Origin of the sequence: Mycobacterium sp. THU-M104 (assembly GCF_049197365.1) — a bacterium.
In the GTDB taxonomy this organism is placed as follows: Bacteria; Actinomycetota; Actinomycetes; order Mycobacteriales; family Mycobacteriaceae; genus Mycobacterium.
On record NZ_JBMIOP010000156.1, the window covers coordinates 1 to 18,543 of the forward strand.

Consider the following 18,543-nt stretch of genomic DNA (forward strand, 5'->3'; position numbering starts at 1 on the left):
GCATCGGGCTCTAAACACAGGCTCACCGATGACTACCACGCGCTGTCAAGCCAAGGGCTGCAAGACCACCGATACGACGTTCATGTGTCAGGTCCACTGGCCCATGGTTCCATCCTCGCTACGTGACGCCCTCACCGCGGCCGACAGCGAGCATTGCCCCACGTACGCGACAATCGCCCAAGCCGCCATCGACGCGGTCGCCCACGCAGAGGCCCGCCGCACAGCGCGTACCGCGCGCGCACCGCGAAAGCCCGTGCAACTCACCTTGTTCGACGTGCGCCCACCGAAACGATGAATCGCAGACCCGCGGAGATCACGTGCGACTGGGTGGGCCGGTTCGTGGAAGGACACGCAGGCTCCGATGTGGACCTCGAGCGGGCCACCGACTCGATCGCCGCCGGCCGGCTCTTGTTCGCCATCGCCGATGCGCTCGCCAAGGAGCTGAAGGACCCTCGGTCCGCCGCCCGAGCGTATAGGGTTCTGCTCGCGCGGCTAGAGGGTTACACGTTCGATCAGATCGCTCGCCGTGAAGGCATTTCACGTGAACGAGTCCGGCAGGTGATAAGTCAGATACGGCGGATCGTTGTCGCAAGACCAGGCATCTTCGATGGCTTCAGCGGCCTCGATCAAGCGGCCCGTAGTGCGACTCGTGATCGCGTGACCCGCTTCGAGAACTGGTCTTGGCGCAAGGGCTTTCGCGCGCTTTAGCCCGTCCGCGACTTCGCGAGCGTGGTTGAAACTAACGGGTGTTCAACCGCTTACGGAATCTGGGTGGCGTGGCGTCCTGTAGCCCGTTCCACACGTCGTCGCGGGTCAGGAGCAGTAGGTCGTTGGCGGGTATCGATTCACCGAACGTGTGGTCGCTAAGGTCGAAGTCGTCAAGGCCGTGGCCATCCATTACCCGCAGATCGCGTGCCGCTTGCGCCTTTTCGATGATGTTGCGCACATACCGCCCATTGTTGAGGTCATCGATGGTGCGGACGGTGTCTCCGTCCGGTGATTGCGTGACTTCGTTGTAGAACCTCGTGAACGGTTCGAGCAGGACGCTTTCGAACGCGCCCGGCTCAACGATGTTGCTGCTGCGCTTGACGATTGCGTGGGCGATCTCGATGAGCTTGTCGGGCGGGTAAGACTCGAATGCGATTGTCGTGGCGAACCGGCCTTGCAAGCCGCCGTTGGATTCGATGACCTTGCGGCAGGCGGCCGGATAGCCGGCAGCAATGAAAACAGCCTTGTCCCTGTTGTTTTCCATCCACGGGACAATGGCTCCGATGATGCCTTGGCCAATGGGGTCGCCCCCGGCGTACCCGCCGTGCAGCAGTTCACCGAATTCGTCGAAAAACACTGTCGCGCCGATAGCTTGGGCGAGGAACTCGCGGGTTTGGGTTTCGACGCTTCCGACGTACTGGCCCGCCAGGATTTCCTTGCTGGTTTCGAAAACGTCCCGTTTGGGTAGAATCCCCAGCCCGCAAAAAGTTTTCGCTACCACTCGGGCCACTTCTGTCTTCCCGACGCCAGGCGGCCCGATCATCAGTAGATGATTGGTTACCGCTGGGGTGGGAAACCCTTTGCGGGAACGCAGTATTCGCGCCGCCGTGGACGCCTTGAGCGAGCGGACCTGTTGCTTGACTTCGTCGAGGCCGATCATCGCTTTCAGGGTCTGCTCGGCGTCGGCCAAGTCTTTGCGGGCGTCGTCGGTGTGCTGGTCGTCTTGGCGTTGCTCCGGGGTGCGCCCGGTAGCCGGGTCCCACGGGTCCTCGCGGGTGTCGATGGTGGCGTGGTCGACGACCCGTATCCCAAATGTTGTGTCGGCCAACGCTGTTCGGGCGAGCTCGAAGTCGGGCCAGCGCATCGCTACGTCCCCCAAGACTTGGCGTGCGGTGTCGTCCTGGCCTTGGGCGCGTGCAATAAGCGCCTTGAGGAATAGCGCATCACGGGCGATGGGGTCAGGTCCGTAGGGTGAGTCGCTGGCGGTCTCCACAGCGTTTGAGGCGCGCTCCCACATCCCCAGGTGTGCCGCGGCTTTGGCTTCCAGCAGTGCGCTGGCCTGGCTGAGCATGGTGTCGGCGAACCAGGCTTCGCGGCCGGCCACGGCGGCTAGGACATCGGGCCAGCGTTCGGTCATCTGCATCAGCACTGCGCGAGTGAATTGGACTTTGGGGTCAGTCCCCAGCGCGGCCAGGCGAGTGTGGGCTTCGGCGAATTTCTGGTCAGCCAGCAGCGCGGCGATATAGGCCAGCTCTGCGGTGGTGGAATCTTGGATGCGCCACCGCAGGTATTCGACATCGAAAGTGACGTCGAGGTCGGCCAGGGTCGTTCCTGAGCCTGCGATCCGCAGGTCTGAGCCGAGCCGATCCCGCGCCGCGGCCAGCCGAGCCACCGTACCGGCCGAGCGGTCCCCGGCAGCCATGCGTCCTAGCCAGGCATCAGCCATACCGGGGTCGTCATCGGTGGCCAGCTTGAACACTTCCAGCGCGCGCCGAGGGTTGCTGCGCAGGGTTTTCATGCCGGCGCGCAGGGCTTCGGTGCTACGCGAACTCATCTCGGGTTAGCTCCTGTGGCGTAGGTGGGCGAGGGTGTGGGCTTCGTTGCGCGGGCGCATGATTCCAAGATTCACCGGCCGTGGCCGGCCCGGGGTCTCGACGGTGATCCGGTTGGGACCAATTTGGCGGATACGGATGTCGACGTCCTCGGGCAGCGGTTCGCCGGCGGGCATCACCGTGACCAGGGCGTGGCCTCGTTCACCGCTTTCCCGCAGCACCTGCTGTGGTTCAGGACCGTCGGCCACGATCAGCGTGGCCGTCTTGGAGCGCTCTTGTCTGCGCGCCATGTTGATGCGGATCTCATCGCAGATTGGTTGCCACTGTGCTGGTCTGACCGTATGGATCTCGGCGGTCGCCCCCGCCGAAGTGGCGCGCAGCACCAGCGCCTCGACGACGTCGAGGTCCGCGGCGATACCGATCCGCAGGAATTTAAGCGGGTCGGTCCACGACAGCAGGAACGGAACCCCGGACAGCTCAGCCATGCCGTGCAAAAACCCGGTGGGGCCGACCTGAACAGCCAACGGGGCGCGCCCCAGCGGGCGCGCCGACAGCGCCAGACTGACCGAGCGGTCCCCCAGCGGCAGTGTGGCAGTCAACGCCTCGAAGGCCTGCCCGGGAACGCTCTGCAGCGTCGACACCGGCGGGTGGGTCAGCGGTGCGCTGGTGTGCACCCGCACCAAGGCACCGGCCATCAGCTCTCCGGTCTCGTCGTCACGCGTAATGCGAACCAACACAACGGCTTTACTGGCCCGGATGGTCCACACGTCGTTGAGCACGCGGGTATTCAGATCGGTCCCCGACACCCGGTAGGGCGTGACGTAGTCGTCGCCGACGCGCAGGTCGGTCCACCGCTCCTGATAGGCGTCGAGCTCGTAGCCGCCCAACAGCGCGCTCGTTGCGGCCGTGATCTGCTCGGTGCTGCAGGCCACAGCACGGCACCCGGCGCGCACTGTGGCCTGCCGAATCCGCTCGGTAGCCGCAGCGATCGCCTCACCGACACTGCTGCGATACAGCATCGCGTCCAGGCATGCGGTGGGCCGCAGCCGCAGCACCAGCCAAGTCCGGCGCACCCCGACAGCAGACCGATCGGCGGCCATTTCCTCATAGCGAGGGGTGAACCGGCCATCAGGGGCCGTGCGGGTGCCGTCGCTGAGCACGTCGACCGAGTGCAGTTCGAGCCCGCCGAACTGCTCAAGCAACTCACCGCACACCTTCAGCGGAACCATGTCGATCGATTCGGCACCTTCTGACACCAGGACGGTCGTCGCGTATGGGCGGCCGTGCAGCGCGATCATGGTGATCGCGAATTGACCGTCCCAGGCCAGCCCGCATGGCCCCACCCCAGGCAGTTCTGCCTCACAAAGAGCGGGCGGGGTCGCGCGGGCACGCCGCCGCTTGGCACTGGCAGCGGCCCGGCGCAGCCGCCACAGGCGACCCAACCAGCTCAACGCGGTCGCTGACCGATAGGTCACCCCCACCGACAGGATCACCACGACCGCGACCAGCGCCAGCGCCCACCACGGCGCCAGCCCAGCCAGCGGAACCGCCACCGCCACTGCGGCCACCTCGGCGATGATCGCCCGACGCAGCGGCCACCGCAGCTGCCATCGCGCTAACCGATCCCCCGGCGTGCCCGGCTCCTCAGCGCCCGCCGTGGCCGGATCACTCAACGCCACCCGGTGCGTCATGATCGCCGCTCGCGGGTGACGCGGGAAATGAAGAACAGTGCGCCCAGCAGCGCCACCGCGATACCCGTGCCGGCCAGCGCCACGATCATGGGGCGGTGATCCGGTGGTGGTGGAGGCGGCGGCGGGTGCAGCGGCCGGGATAGATATTCCGTGGGCACGGCCGGGCCCAGCGGCACGTCATCGTTGAGCGCGGCAAGCCCATCAATGGCGCCGTAACCCATCCGGTTGTCGACCACCGAGCCGTCCACCGGTGAGGCCGCCGGCGAGTGCGCGGTCGCCTCGATCCGGTGAATCACCTGGGCCGCAGTAAGTTTCGGATACTTCGCCCGGATCAGCGCCGCCACACCCGAAACATATGGGGCTGCAAACGACGTCCCGTTGATGGCGCGCAGCTGCCCGGCGGTCGCATCGAACGTGGCGTTGATGACCCCGCCTTTGTCGTCGAGGCCCTCGATGAACACCCCGGGTGCGGCCACACCGATCCACGGCCCAGACAAAGAGATTTCCCGGTGCTGTTCATCGACAGCGGGTTGACCAGTACCGTCGCTGGCGCTGACCGACAACACGTACTGGGAAAACCATGCCGGGGTCGAGATGGTGACCACACCGCCCCAGTTGCGGGGGTCCTTGGCGTTGGTGGCGTCGATGTCGGGATTTTGCGCGCACCCTGCGTTGGCGAGGTTGCCGCCTGCGGCCACGATGACAACATCCTTGTCCACCGCTGCGTACCTGACCGCTGCGCCCAGCGTCGTCTGGTCAACCGGCTTGAGAACCGGGATGCAGCTCACGATAGAAATGTTCATCACTTTGGCGCCGGTGTTGGCGCCCAGCACAATCGCTTTGGCCAACGAGGCAACCGTGCCGGCCCGGCGATCGGTTTCGACGTCGGCCGATGTCGGATTGGCCGGCACCCACGCCTCAGAGGACTGCCTGATCGAAATAATGTCCGCATCGGGTACGACACCGACCAGCCCATCGGTCTGCGACGGCTGAGCCCCCAACACGGATGCAATAACTGTTCCGTGAGAGTCGCAGTCCTGCAACCCATTTGCCGACTCGACCACGTAATCGCCACCCGGGTGGATGTGCGGCAACCGCGGCGAGACGTTGACCCCGGTGTCCACCATCACGATGCTCTGGCCCGCCCCGCGGCCCGCTGAGCGCCACAGCGCCGGAATATCCATGAACGCTTGCGATGCGCTCGGTGCGCCCAGGTCGGTATTGGGCAGCAGCCCCGATGGGATGCATTGATGCTCCTGGCGCAGCGGCTCTCCTGGACCCAGCGGCAAGGGGTTGGGGACAGCCCCCGGATCGATCACCGGCTGTGAGATCGCCCCGGCCGTGCCCGCACCCAGTGGGGTCAGCATCACCAAAACGCTGACGCTGACCGCCGAGAGCCCTCGGCGCGCCCATCGGCGCGTCACTGCAGTGCCGCCCGCGCCAGGACGTACACATTGAGCAGCCACAGCGCCACCGGGAACACCGCAACCTGCAGCGCGTATTCGGTCCACTCCACGATTTTGCGGAACGGCGCAGAGAACACGCGTCGGGGAACGACCGCGGCGATCACCAACGCCGCCAGTCCCAAAGCCACGATCAGGCCCGCCACGATCAGGCTAATTGACCGATCATGGCTCGACAGAGCGTATTTGAGGCCCAGCGCTGCACTCATGGCCAGTGCGGTGCCCACCACGGTCACTGCGGCCGCTCGGTCAGTCAGCGCGCGCCCGCCCAGCACCAGAATCGCGGCGATGCCCAGCACGAATGCGGTGGCCAACACCCAGCGACCGTGGCCGGGAGTCACCGCCCCGGCCGCGCCCAGGATGAAAAACGGCGACACCGCCGCAACGAGGGCCTGCAAGTAGCCGTTGGCCGCGGCCGCGGCCCGCCGCAGCTCATCGACGCTGGGCGTGCCTTCGGTTTCTGCGGCCACCAACGCTTCGGCGGCGATGTCTTCGGCGTCGTCGAAGACCAGCTTGCCGGTGATGGTGGGGAAACTGGGCATCGGTACCCGCGCCAGCAACCCCGACAGTGGCTCGACTTTCTTCAACAGCACCAGCGCGACGACCATGGTCGCCACCCACAGATAGGGCATGGCGACGCCGAGGGCGTGAACGAGCGCGATCAGTCCGGTGCCGATACTGACCGCGGTCAGCCAGGCCAGCGCCGCTGCCGGCGCCGGGCCCAGCGCCCACAGCGCTACTGCCACCGCGGCAGTCAGCGACGCCGCCAGGAGCACATGCCACGGGCCGACCTGCCCGGGAACGGCGGTGTAGCCGGCGACGCCGACGGCCATTAGCGCCCCGGCCCACAGTCCGCTGGCAATGACCGTCATGTGCTGGCGCCACCATGCGGCCACACCGCCGAACAGCAGCACCACCGCCATCGCACCGCAGGTGATCGGCGTGATCAGCGGCCAGTTGATCCCGGCGAGGTGGTCGAGGTGCCACACCCACATCAACAGCCCCGCCATCAATGCTGCCGCGGCCGCGGCGGTCACAGCGGCCACCGTGACAGCTGTCTGCTCGGTGACCGCCTTGAAGCGTTGCGCATTCAGATGCGCGATCGCTGACGACGCGTTCTCCACCACTTCGGTGAACGACACCTCGGCGTCGTCGACCTCCAACATCAACAGAGCACCGTCGGTGATGCCTTGCTCGCGTAACGATTGGCCACGGTTCAACGCCGCCCCACCGACCCGCTTGAGCACCAGCATGCCCGGTCGGATAAGACCGTCATCGTCGGGGCCGCGCGGTTCCTCCCCTGCCTTGCTGACATGGGTGAGAACTTGGGTGATCACTGTGGCCACGACTTCGGTGGCCGGCAGCACCAGGTCGGTTTGGCGGCCCTCGAACAGGACCGCGACCTTCACTTGCTCCCGGAGCCGAACATGTGCCGCTGAGCGTGTTCCGGTGCGCTCCGATACCGTGCTCACTGCCGCTGACCCCACGGCCCGGCGTTCAGGCCGGCGTCGGGCCACTGGCCCCCCTCATGGCCGCCGAGGCGCCCCCACGGCTGGCGCTGGGTCGGAGGGTCATGCGGTGCACCACCCGCTGGCCTTGGACTACGGTCGTTGGCGCGGGCGAACCCATCGGCCAGCGAGGCCGCCGCCTCGATGTAGCGCAGCCAGGTCTCAGGCTGCAGCCGGGTGTATTCGATGGCCACAGCGTCGCTGAGGTGCGGATCGAAACCCACATCGTGCACCGATCGCACCGTGCGCTCAAAGTCTGCGTGCAATTGCTTGACCTGAGCACTTGCATTGATCTTGTTGATGTTGCTGACCACCACCACGGCCTCGTGCACCAGATGCGGGTAGCCTCTGTCCATCAGCCAATTCAACGTGTCAGCCGCCGCTTGAGCGCCGTCGAGGCGCGTAGTCGACGGCACCACGATCGCGTCCACGGGAATGTCCTCCAGCAGTGCGCGGGCGATGTCGTCATCGAGTTCGTTCCCGCAGTCCACAATGGCGATCGGGTAATAGCGCTGCAGAATCGCCCAGGACTTCCGCAGGTCCATTCCGGTCATGCGTTGGCGGCCCAGGTCGCTGCCCAACACCTCGAGGCCAGACGTCGAATCTTTCCCGAGGTATTCGCGGAAATCGGAGTAGCTGCGCAAGTTTTGATCAGCGTTGAGTCCGCGCCACGACATGGTCGATGGCTCGTCGACCCGCCGACTCAGGTTCCCGCGCGCCGGGTTGGCGTCGATCGCGACGATCTTCTCATCCCGGTACTTAGCCAGTGCGGCACCGATCAAGGCGGCGGTGGTGGTCTTGTTCACCCCGCCTTTGGACTGCATCACCGCGATCACATACGTGCCGCGCAGGTTGACTTTCAGCCGCCGACGAAGATCGTTCCAATGCGTCTCGCTGGCCGACAATCCCAAGTTAATCCGGGTGACCTTGTACAGGCCGTGGCGCCAGCCCGTTTCGGGCACCGGCTTATACGGTGCCGACACCTGGCTCTCGTGGATTTGCGCGCGCATCGGCCCCACCGAGGCGTAAGGGTCGTCCTCGAGCCGGTGTGAGCCATGACGCCCGGGCGCGCCTGCAGGCGGCCATCCGCCGTAGCTGGGTGCACCCGACGGTTCCGGCGGCCGAGCCGGCGGCCGCGACATCGCTTGGGGCGGACCGCCGTAGAGGCCATCAGGACCAGGTGCGTTGCGGTACTGCGGTCGCGGCGGCCCAGATGGTGTGCGCCCGGGCGGCGGCGCAGTCCCCGCGACCCGCTCGTCACTGTCGAACCCGGGTGGGCTTTGCGCCGGCATAGCCTCGCCCTGCGCAGCATCCTGTAGGCGCCGGGCGGCGGCGAGCTTGCGCCGTATGTCGTCGCGGTCGACGATTTGGGTGTGGCCGTCAGGGTCCAGCGCAGCTGGGGCGGGCTCGGAGGCTGGCGTGCTCGCAGCGGGCACTTCACCGGCCGGTTCGCCGCTCGACTCCTGCGGCTGCTCGTCGCCGACGCGCTGCCCGTAGAAGTCCTGGCGGTCATTGCTGTTGGTCACTGGCTCTCCCAAGCGTCGTGTCAAGGACTCGTCCCTGACACCCCCATCTCAATAGCACCCAAAATAACACATCCGCATCAAAAAAAGCAGCCCGTAAACAGATAGATTGCTTTATTTGTAGCGGGAGTGGTTTTCCCATGTCGTGCCCACCGTCGCGACCAGCGCACGCAGCGCAGCACCGCCCGCATCAGAGGTCCCCGGCACGATCTGAGTCCACCATGTCCCGTCCTCCCCCAGGATCGGACCCGTCACGATGCGGCCCTCGACGGTGTCGGTCACTGCCGCCGAGGCGACCGCCACATGATCACCCCGCCTGTCGTGCACCATCAGCGCGAAAGCAACTTCCATCAGTGGCTGATCGGCAGCCAACGTCACAATGCGGCGCTGCTCGGAGGTCAGGTTCAGTGACGACAGCGCCGATGCCGGCGTATGGTCGCCGGCCACAATGCGGGCGAACCCGTCGACCAGGTCAGCGGTAGGCACCGTGATCGGCGACAGCGATGCCGGTTCCACCGGCCCACGCCCACGGTCGCACAGCACCATGATCCGCTCGAACAGCACACGTAACGACGGAACCGCCCCCACCTCTTCGATGGTGATGTTGTCGGCGCTGCCCGCACCGCCACGCGAGATCGCCGCATGTCTAGCGTCACGTCGCGCGATCACCATCCGCATGAACTCCACACCGGGCCGCTTCACATCGACGGTCAACGCAATGTCCGGGGCCGACAGGGTCTCTAACCAGCGGGCCACTGTCGGGTGCACCGTCTCGTCATCCATGATCGCGCCCGCCTCCTGCAGGATCGCGATCCCCGGATGGCCCGTCGGGCGGCCGCTAGCCGACACATAGGGCCGCAACAGCAGCGCAGAGGGCAGCTGTTCAATCCCACACAGGGCCTGCATCAGCCACACACCCTCGCAGGTCGTGTCGATCGCGGTGATCGGACGTGGACCGGGGGTTTTCGGCGGCGGGCGCTTAAGAAACGACGGTGGTCGGGTCATGATTGAGCCTTCGTTGCTTGGGAAATCGGGCTGTCCTCACGCAGCGGCCCGGCGTTGAGCCGAAGTGACCCACAAGGGGGGCGTATCCAGCTCGTCGCCGGGCCGCGACGTGACTTTCGGCCAGTTGCCCGCTTAGACCCCGTACTGGCCAGCGGACTGACCGTCGGCGTGGGTCATGCCGTCGTTGGCCTGCGCCAGAACCTGCGCGGCGCGCTGGATCGTCTCCTGGCTCTGCGCGTACTTCTGGTTCAGGGTCGCAATGACGTGCTGGAACGCCTCGGAGCCTTGGCCACCGAAGTTCTCGGCGTTGGCCTGCACCGTTGCCAAAGACCGCTGATGATTCTGCTCGGTCTGACCCGCAGCGGTGTGGATCTGCGCCGAGGCATCCGCGATGGCCGCGGTCGCGTAGTGAATTACTGACATAGCAATGTCCTTTCAGAGGATGTGACTGGTCTGGTCTGCGGCGACGTCGCCTAGATCAGGTTGGCGACGCCGCTGATCAGCGAAGCGCCGTCCGAGTCGGCCGTAGACAGGATGTGAGCGTTGTTGCTCATCTTCTGCGAGTGATCAGCAAACGCGGTGGAGAACTGCTGGCCTTGATGGATCAGCTGCTCGCCCACCACTTGCATCGCCTGGCCTGCGCTGCCCCGCATCGCCGGGGCCAGGGCCTCCAGCGTGCTGCCGAGGGAGTGCATGATCGCTGCCTGCTGGTCGGAGATCTCCTGCAGGCTACCGGCATCGCGGCCGATACCTTCCAGATCACCGTGAATGGGTGTGCCGCTCATGGGCATGTCCTTTCGAGTAAGTGTGTACGTTTGGTTGTCGGTAGATCACGTGTGCGGGAGTCCCGCCTAAGCGTGAGCGCCGCTGTCAGGTCGTGCGTGTGTCAACCCCCTCCCCCGGTCGGAAGACCGCACCCCCACTACCGGTAATGACCGGAACCGTCGTCGGAGCCCGATACAGCGCCGCCAACGACGTCAACGGTGTCTTGCGTTTGGACTGCTCCTTGCCGTGTTCGCCGCCGGCATGGCTCATCGGACCCATCATGGCTCCGCTGCTGCCCATACCCGCGCTGCTCACCGGAGCCCCCGATGCCGCGCGGGCCTCGTTGACCCGCGACAGCGTGCCCTCGGGATTGGCCGCCGACGCGTTCACCGTCGGTGCGGCGGCAAAACCCGCCGGCCCGCGTAACGCCCCCAGGGCGCCCACACCGCCGCCACCGCCGCTGCTGACCAGGTTGGCCGCCACCGGCCCTCCTGCCGCCGGGGTTGCCGAAAGCCAGTCAGCGGCCGAGGCCGCCGACATCGCCTCCGACGACGGGTTCAGGCTGCTGCCCAGGCCCCCGCCGCTGAGCATCGACATGAACGGCTGGAACGCCTGCTGCGGCAGCGACGCCAACTGCCCGCCGCCGCCCAGTTGTCCAGCCATCCCCCCGACCTGCGACAGCGGCCCCATGAACATGCTCATCGCGTCCGAACCACCGCCACTGAGCAGATCCTGAGCCGACTTCTCCGGTGGCGCCGACATCGATGGAGTCGCACCGCCGGGGGTACCGGCCGGCGGCGGCTCGGGCATCGGCGGGATCGCCTGGACCGGCGCCGAGGACGCGGCGTATTCGTACTTGTTCGACGCCGCCGTTACCCACATCCGGCCGTAGTTCGCCCGGTTCACAGCGATAGCCGGGGTCAACATGCCCAAAAAGTTGTTGGCTTGCAGCACCCCATGCTCAATCTGGTTTTCGCCGATCTCGACCGGTGTCGGCGTGGCCGCCTTGAGCGCCTCGAACGCCATCGCCACCTGCTGGATGGCGCTCCCCGATGCCGACATGTGGGCGGCGGCGGCCGCCTGCCACAGCATCAGCGGAACCTTTGCCAGCACCGCCAACTCGCCGGTGGGGTCAGGCCACGACATCGCCAACGCGGCGTTAATCGCCTCCTGCCCACCGAGATTGGCGATCAGCCCAGAGGCAACCATGATCAGGTTCTCGGCAGCCGCCATAAACGACTCACCGCCAGGACCCAGCCAAAAGCCCGCACTGTTGATCTCTGGTGGATCCGCCGCCCACGCTCCTGGAGCTGTCATTGCCTGACCCTTAAACCCCCGCGAACACCCGACTTAGACGATGTCGGCGATAGCCGCGTAATTGACCGCGTCGGCCAGCGTGGTCAGGGCCGCCGAGGTGCCCACCGCCAATCCGTGCTCGGCGTGAAACGCCGCGCCCGCCTCGATCACCGCTGAGGCCTCCGTGGCCACCTGCATGACCTTGGCGGCATTGGCCGCGCTGATCTCTTCTAGGCCCGGAGGCACCACCGCCGATGACGCAGCAGCCTGACCGCCATGCGCGGCGACCTCGCCGGCCAGCGCAGCCGCGCTGCCCGACGCGCCCACAACCGCCTCGGGCTCCATAAAGATGAAATCACCCATTTCCGTTAACTCCTCACCGTGTGGATCGAACCGCTGGAACTGCCCGCCGCTAGTCTATACACAGCGAAGCAGATAATGGAACACGTAAACGTCTCCTTGTTCACCGATCATGCAGTGTTGTGTCCTCCACAATTATCCCTGCTCGACACCGCTGCCGCTGACAGACAATGTCGCGGCCCGCAAGTCAGGTGGTTGCGCAATCTGAATGAGCTGGCCGCCGCCTTTACGCAGATACAGTTCTGCGCGGCCAGGGATGCGGCTGGCTGGCCGGACTTTGTCAATGATGACGTTTTTTGTGTCCCCGTCGAGGACCACCACTGACGCCCCGCCCCGTGTCATCGCCGCAATCAACTTGTTGGCCCCGCCGCGGGCATACCAGTCATCGGATGCCAGCGCGGCAATGATGTGCAGATCCAGGTTGCGGGCCGTCTCCGCGGCAGGCACCAACGGCTGCAGCAGAGTTGTTGTCGCCCCCGCCGGGCTCAGCAACGTCAGGTCATCAACGATGATGAACCACTTGGGCCGCTGCGGATTCCAGTCGCGCAGCTCCTCGGGTTCGAGATTGTCTGGCGGACGGCGCCCCTCGAGGCGCTGCGCGATCTGCTCGGCCGCCTGGTGGATTTTCTGGTGCTCGGACACCCACACCGTGCGGTACTCCTTGCTCAGCGCATCCCCAATCGAAAATTCCGGGTCGAACATGATGACCTGGGCTTCCTGCGGGGTGTAGGTCTCCATGATTGCCGCGCACACTGTCCGCAAAAACACTGTGCGCCCCGATTTGCTGGTGCCCGCGCAGTACGCATGCGGATTGAGGTCCAAATCCAGCCACGCCGTGGACATTTCGCGTTCCCCGATCCCGATGCGCAGCCCGTGGCGCGGCGCAGTCGCCGGCAGCGGGTCAAGATCGGCGAACGCGATGTCGGCAGGCAACTGCTGCAACTGCGGGGCACGACCGAACCCGCGCGCCAGCCACTTCTGCGCCACCAACTCGGCAGTGGCATTAGTGGCCGCGACCTCGGTGTCCATCTCAGCAAACTGAGCCACATACGGCACCGCGACCAGCATTTCGTTGCCGGATTTCACCAAGCCGCGACCCTTTTGATGATCGGGCACGTTTTTGGCCGCCGCCCGGTCCATCCTGGAGTCTGAATGCTCAGCCAGGCGTAGCTCCACCTTGGCTGCGAGCTTAGCTTCGGCCTTGAGCTCCATCCAGGTGTCAGCACCCAAGATCACGTGGACCCCAAAGTTCAACGCCCCCTGCGTCAACGCGTGGATGCGATCGTGCAGGTCCAGCATCTCAGTCTTGATCGCGGTCATGTTGTCCACGACCAGGAACACATCGCCATGCCCGTCCTCGGGCACCGGGCGCTTGTTGGGACCGAACTTGTTGGCCCGAAAGCTCAACAGATCCAACCCGCTATGCCCATCACGTGCGCCCGGATCAACCCAGCGCGCCCAATCGCGCTGGCGGTTACGCAAAATCCGCTCCACCTCCGATACCACCCGCTGGATCTTTTCCTCATCACCAGCACCGGCGATGCCGCACACGTGCGGCAGGGCGGCCACGCTCTGCAGTTTCAAACCGCCACAATCGATTCCGTAAAACTGAACACGCTCTGGGGAATTGGCCATCGCTAACGACATGATCAAGGTGCGCAGCGCGGTGGACTTCCCGGTCTGCGGTGCACCGGCGACACCGCCGTGGCTATCGGCTAGCCGCAGGGCAACGACGTCTTGTGAATGCGCGTACGGATCGTCCTCACGGCCGTAGGCGGCGACTAAGCCCGAATCCTCGCTGAACTCGTCCCAAGGTCGGTTCCAAAATTCGCTGACGACAACATCGATCGTCAGCGCCGACGTCTCGTCCAAAGCGGGCAGCCACATCCGATGGCCACGTGGCAACGTCGTGGCCGCAGCCGCCATCCGCTGCACCATCAGCTCGGCCACCGTGGGCGCGTCGTCCTCGGGGGTGTCGTCGATCAGCTCGTCCTCGAGCTCGACGTCGTGGCCAATGGTGTCCGGAAGGGCTGCCACTGCGCTGGTGAACCGTGCCACCGGCAGATAATGCCCCTCAGCCCGATCCCGTTCGGCGGCATTTATTTTCGGGGGAATGTACTGTCCGCCCGTATAAAAGCTGCGGTAGCGGGTGTGCTCACCGTCGATCACCAAAAACGCCGACCCTTGCGGGGCGTTCTTGAGTTCTTCCCAGGCCCGCGTCGACCCGATCGCCGCGCGAGATTGGCCGGCGTCCTTGAGCTTCAGGCCGATCGCGTACGTCTGCTGGGCAATCATTCCCTCCATCTTGCCGGTCTCCATGCGCTGGCTGGCGTTGATGATGTGAATCCACAACGAGCGTCCTACCAGGCCCACCTGGTCCATCACCTTGGCCATTTCCGGGGCGATTGACAGCATCTCGGAGAACTCGTCGAGCACCAACAGCAGTGCGCCAATCGGCTCCAGATCACTACGCCCGGCCGTGCGCGCCCGCTCATAATCGCGCACATCCTTAAAACCTGTGGCGTGCAACACTTCCTGGCGTCGGTTCACCTCCCCACGCAACACCTGCTTGAACCGCTCCAGCTTGTGGCGGGAATTCTCCAAGTTCGACACGATGCCGACGCAGTGCGGCAAATGCTCCAGCACGCCGAGCCCGGCCTGACCCTTGAAGTCGCCCAACAGAATCCGCAGCTGTTCCGGGGAATGCGTCGCGGCCAACGCCAGGACCCACGACTTGAGGTGCTCGGACTTACCCGAACCGGTGATTCCTGTCATCGAGCCATGTGGGCCTGCGCCGTTCTCGGCAGCCTCTTTGATGTCCAGATACACCAATTGGCCGTTGGGTGTCTTGCCGATGGGCGCCCGCAGCCGATCTGTAGGGGCAAGATCATTCCACCGGGGCACTGGATTCCAACTCCGCAAATCGTAAATCCCCATCGTGTCGGTGAAGTCCTGGCCGGCGCGCGCCTCCGCAGCGGCCTTAGCCAGGACCGATTCAGCCTCGTCGGTCGGAGTGAACGCCGCCAGCGCCCGGGCCAACGCCTCAGCCTCATAAATCGGCATAATGTCGGGGACCGCGGCAAACAGCAGACCCGCCGGCATTGATTTCGTCACCGCAACCATCGCTACACCTCCTGGCCAGCTGCTTTGAGCAGATTAATTGTGTTGTCCTCATCGGCGGCAACATAAAATGCGTTCTTTGGGTTGGCGAGGACGCTGAGCTCGTTACCGGTCGCCTCGATCACCGACACACCCATGCGGCCCTCTTCGCTCAGGATCGGCGTGCAGTCCGCACCAGGAAGGTCCACCACCACCAGCAGCCAACTGTCCGGTTTCACTCCGCCTTCCTGGCGAGCCTGAAACGGGCCCCGCCCCGACAGCGACGACCCGACATGCTCCATAAACGCCGCAACGTCAGCAAAGATCAGCCGCACCGGCCCGCACGCGTCGACCAGCTCATCGTCACCGGTGTGCGGTAACCATTTCGCCCAGTCCCACGCCGCCGGGTCATCGCTGATGATCGCGACCTTAACGTCGTCAGGGCCATGGAACACGCACACCTGACACACCAGCGCACGCAACAGCCCCTGCACCGTCGGGCGCACATCGGGGTCGGCGAAAAACGCCCACCCCATCTGGTCGAACAAGTGCAACGGCCGGGGAACGTCGTGGATCACGTTCTGCGCGACCAGCAGATCACGCGCAGCCACCGTGGTCACGGTCTCCCGAAACTCCGGCGGCGGGACTTTGGTCGGCGGTTGAAGTTTCGTCTTCAACCGAGTCACACCCAAGCCAAACCGGGCGTGCCCGAAGTTGCGGGCATCCGGGGTGCGCTCCCACATCCGGCCCGTACCCACCAGCGTGGCCAGCGACCCATTCGTCGGATCGGGATGATGGTAGGAAATCTCGGCAGCTTGCGCCCGGCCGGCGGCATGAATCTTGACCCGCTGCTCGTCGAGTGCGCGCAAAAAGTCCGCGCGGTCCTGGTTGATGGCGCTGCCGTGATCCTTTTTCCCGTTGCTGCCCATACGATTTCGCAGCATCATCATCATCGACATCAGCATGACCGGGAAAATGAAGAAGGAGCCTCCCGAGAGCTGACGCGCACCCGACAGATACAGGCTCACCATCAACGCCACGGCCATGCTCACGAAGATCAGCACCCACACCCACGTCGGCGGCTTGGCCGGCGCCGGGCGCGTGATCTCGGCCGGATTGGGAACCTCCACGGCATCCTCGGGCACAAACGGCGAGCCCACTTCCTTGCGGATGAACCCCACTTGACTCATTGGCCCGCTCCCTTTCCTTGCAGCGCAGCGACTTTGGGATCGGGCACCAAGCTGTCATGCTGAGTCATCGCCGCCGACTTCGACAGCACAGGCCCTGCAGGCAACCACTTAATGACCGCCCACGGCGCAGGAGTGGGCGACGTGCCCTTGAACCCCAACGCCTCCCGACTTTGATCATCACCATTGGACCCGACGGTGGGCACACCAAAACGTGTACCGTTGTTGCCGATAAACCACAGACTCTCCCCGCGCACCGAATCCGGTTGCACACCAGTGACCTGAACGTAGTTCGCCGACGAGGGACTGACATACACCTCGTCAGCGGTGTTGACCCCTGCGCTGATGAAAGGCACCACACGATGCTCATCACCCACCGGAATCGGTAGCCGCCGACCCGAAATCGTGCTGACCTGAGCCTGCGGTTCCCCGTTGGTTTTACGCCACATCACGCACGTCACCGGCTCGGCAGCCTTGTCGAGCAGCTTGACCATCGCCGAGGGATACACCGACAAATCGAACCCCACCGCCTGCGGCATCGCCGTAAGCGCCGCGGATTTCGCCGACATCACCTGCGCGCCCGGCACCACCCCGGCATTAATGATCATCGTGGCCACCGTCTGCGGGATGCGCTGCACCCCGGCCGGCAACGCGACGAAAAACTGGGGATCGCCGGTGACATCAGAGACCCGCATGACACTGCCCGACACCACCGGCAACCCCGGGCTGCTGTAACTGACCGGACCGCCCGCGTCCGGGATCGCCGGTACCCGCAGCGGCGCCGTGGGCGCCAGCGCCTCATACAGCGCCCGCGACATGGCCGAGGGATGCAGATCCCCCACCGGCAGGCCCAGCGCCAATGTGACCGGTTTATCGGCCAGATCGATCTCTGAGCGGTGCCCGTCAGTCACCAAAAACGTCGCACCACCGTAGGTCATCAACGCCGCCTGCGGCGAGGTGATCGTGTGCGCCCAGTCGCCCAGCGTCGCCAACCCATCGATCACGGTCACCTTCGGAATCACCTGCGATCCCTGCGATCCCAGCTTGTCGCACAACGCCCACCCGGTATCGCCGGGAGTGCGCACCGATAGATCGTCCGGCGCCCCCAAAATCCCGACAGTCGGCCCCACCGGGGATTTGAGGATTTCACTCATCGGCACCAACGGCGCGTCGGCGGCCTGGCCGGTGATCAGCCGCGCCGACGCCTTGTTCAGCACCGGATGCATCACCCCACCCACCTCGACATACAAACCGCCGCCACCGCGGGCCTCCACGATCTTGGACTTACCGACCTGCCCGATCGGTTTAATCCACGCCAAGATCGCGCAGATCCCCACGATCCCCACAGCCAGCACGAAACCGACCAGCAGCGAGGCCGCCGCGTTCTTCGACGGATCGTGCACCAAACGCACGTTACGTCGCCCGATCGCCACCGACACCCGATGTCGAAGAAACCGCCACGCCGAAACCTGTTCTAGTGACGCATAATTCAAACCGCCGCGCGCCATCTCCCTAATACCCCTTCACCACTTGTTAACCAGCTCGTCTGATCTCGAAGCGCCCAGAGGGCCAATGACCAATCCGCACGCTCAAACCCCGATCAGGTGCCTCGATCGTCTGGTGATCATTCATCACCAACTGCACATGCTGGTAGGCCCCATTACCCCAGTTGCACAGCAAAATGTCGCCGGCCTTAGCTTGCCCCGGCGGAACCCGCACACCCCAATTCGCCATATCATAGGTCGTGCGCGGTAGCTCAATGCCGCCCTGCCAGTAGGCATACCGCACCAACCCAGAGCAATCGAACCCGATCTTGCCCGCATCGACCCCGATCCCCGGCCCAGGCCCGCGCACCGTACCGCCACCCCACGAATACGGAACACCCAGCTGCGACAACGCGGCCTTCACGATCCGGTCACCGCGCTGCCCACCGTCGAAGCTGCCAGGAATGCCATCGCCAAAACCCAAACCCTGCGGCGTGCTGCCGGCAGACGTCAGCCCCGCCCCGCCGCCTAGTAGGCTGCCCAGGCTGCTCAGCGGAGCCAGCATCGCCCCACCCAAAGGCATGCCGCCACCCATCGGCACTGACGGCATTTGCGGCATCAT

15 protein-coding genes are annotated in these 18,543 nt (G+C 65.1%); 1 reads left to right on the forward strand and 14 read right to left on the reverse strand.

Annotated features, from left to right (window positions below):
* Positions 1–363: 363 nt before the first annotated feature.
* On the forward strand, positions 364–708 hold the full coding sequence (locus ACOJVU_RS12960; RefSeq protein WP_255254596.1) for a sigma factor-like helix-turn-helix DNA-binding protein: 345 nt from the start codon (positions 364–366) through the stop codon (positions 706–708).
* A gap of 31 nt (positions 709–739) precedes the next feature.
* Here ACOJVU_RS12960 and ACOJVU_RS12965 read toward each other — a convergent pair whose 3' ends face one another.
* The 14 genes from ACOJVU_RS12965 to ACOJVU_RS13030 form a co-directional block, all read right to left on the reverse strand.
* Positions 740–2,542 carry an AAA family ATPase gene (locus ACOJVU_RS12965; RefSeq protein ID WP_095794408.1) on the reverse strand — a complete coding sequence of 601 codons (1,803 nt, stop codon included), beginning with the start codon at positions 2,540–2,542 and terminating at the stop codon, positions 740–742.
* Positions 2,543–2,548: 6 nt separating this feature from the next.
* Entirely contained in the window at positions 2,549–4,231 is a 1,683-nt protein-coding gene (eccE, locus tag ACOJVU_RS12970) for a type VII secretion protein EccE (RefSeq protein WP_095794409.1), read from the reverse strand.
* A complete protein-coding gene (mycP, locus tag ACOJVU_RS12975) occupies positions 4,228–5,598 on the reverse strand; it encodes a type VII secretion-associated serine protease mycosin (RefSeq protein ID WP_095794410.1) in 1,371 nt (456 codons plus the stop codon). Before mycP ends, eccE begins: the two co-directional genes overlap by 4 nt.
* A gap of 53 nt (positions 5,599–5,651) precedes the next feature.
* Complete coding sequence (eccD, locus tag ACOJVU_RS12980) at positions 5,652–7,103, reverse strand: type VII secretion integral membrane protein EccD (protein WP_176471039.1); 1,452 nt, start codon at positions 7,101–7,103, stop codon at positions 5,652–5,654.
* A gap of 59 nt (positions 7,104–7,162) precedes the next feature.
* On the reverse strand, positions 7,163–8,728 hold the full coding sequence (locus ACOJVU_RS12985; protein ID WP_255254597.1) for a MinD/ParA family ATP-binding protein: 1,566 nt from the start codon (positions 8,726–8,728) through the stop codon (positions 7,163–7,165).
* Between the two features lie 111 nt (positions 8,729–8,839).
* On the reverse strand, positions 8,840–9,631 hold the full coding sequence (locus ACOJVU_RS12990; protein WP_421530148.1) for an ESX secretion-associated protein EspG: 792 nt from the start codon (positions 9,629–9,631) through the stop codon (positions 8,840–8,842).
* A 231-nt stretch (positions 9,632–9,862) separates the two neighbouring features.
* Positions 9,863–10,153 carry a WXG100 family type VII secretion target gene (locus ACOJVU_RS12995; protein WP_095794414.1) on the reverse strand — a complete coding sequence of 97 codons (291 nt, stop codon included), beginning with the start codon at positions 10,151–10,153 and terminating at the stop codon, positions 9,863–9,865.
* A 50-nt stretch (positions 10,154–10,203) separates the two neighbouring features.
* Positions 10,204–10,515: a hypothetical protein gene (locus tag ACOJVU_RS13000; RefSeq protein WP_141224779.1), complete on the reverse strand. Its 312-nt coding sequence runs from the start codon at positions 10,513–10,515 to the stop codon at positions 10,204–10,206.
* Positions 10,516–10,600: 85 nt separating this feature from the next.
* Complete coding sequence (locus ACOJVU_RS13005; protein ID WP_095794415.1) at positions 10,601–11,812, reverse strand: PPE domain-containing protein; 1,212 nt, start codon at positions 11,810–11,812, stop codon at positions 10,601–10,603.
* Positions 11,813–11,845: 33 nt separating this feature from the next.
* Entirely contained in the window at positions 11,846–12,154 is a 309-nt protein-coding gene (locus ACOJVU_RS13010) for a PE domain-containing protein (RefSeq protein WP_095794416.1), read from the reverse strand.
* Positions 12,155–12,286: 132 nt separating this feature from the next.
* Positions 12,287–15,274: a type VII secretion protein EccCb gene (gene eccCb / locus ACOJVU_RS13015; protein WP_095794417.1), complete on the reverse strand. Its 2,988-nt coding sequence runs from the start codon at positions 15,272–15,274 to the stop codon at positions 12,287–12,289.
* A gap of 2 nt (positions 15,275–15,276) precedes the next feature.
* Positions 15,277–16,314, reverse strand: a complete 1,038-nt coding sequence (locus tag ACOJVU_RS13020; protein WP_421530149.1) for a cell division protein FtsK — start codon at positions 16,312–16,314, stop codon at positions 15,277–15,279.
* 122 nt (positions 16,315–16,436) lie between these two features.
* Complete coding sequence (gene eccB, locus ACOJVU_RS13025) at positions 16,437–17,945, reverse strand: type VII secretion protein EccB (RefSeq protein WP_095794419.1); 1,509 nt, start codon at positions 17,943–17,945, stop codon at positions 16,437–16,439.
* 25 nt (positions 17,946–17,970) lie between these two features.
* The coding region (locus ACOJVU_RS13030; protein WP_421530150.1) for an NlpC/P60 family protein at positions 17,971–18,543 on the reverse strand (573 nt) is incomplete at its 5' end.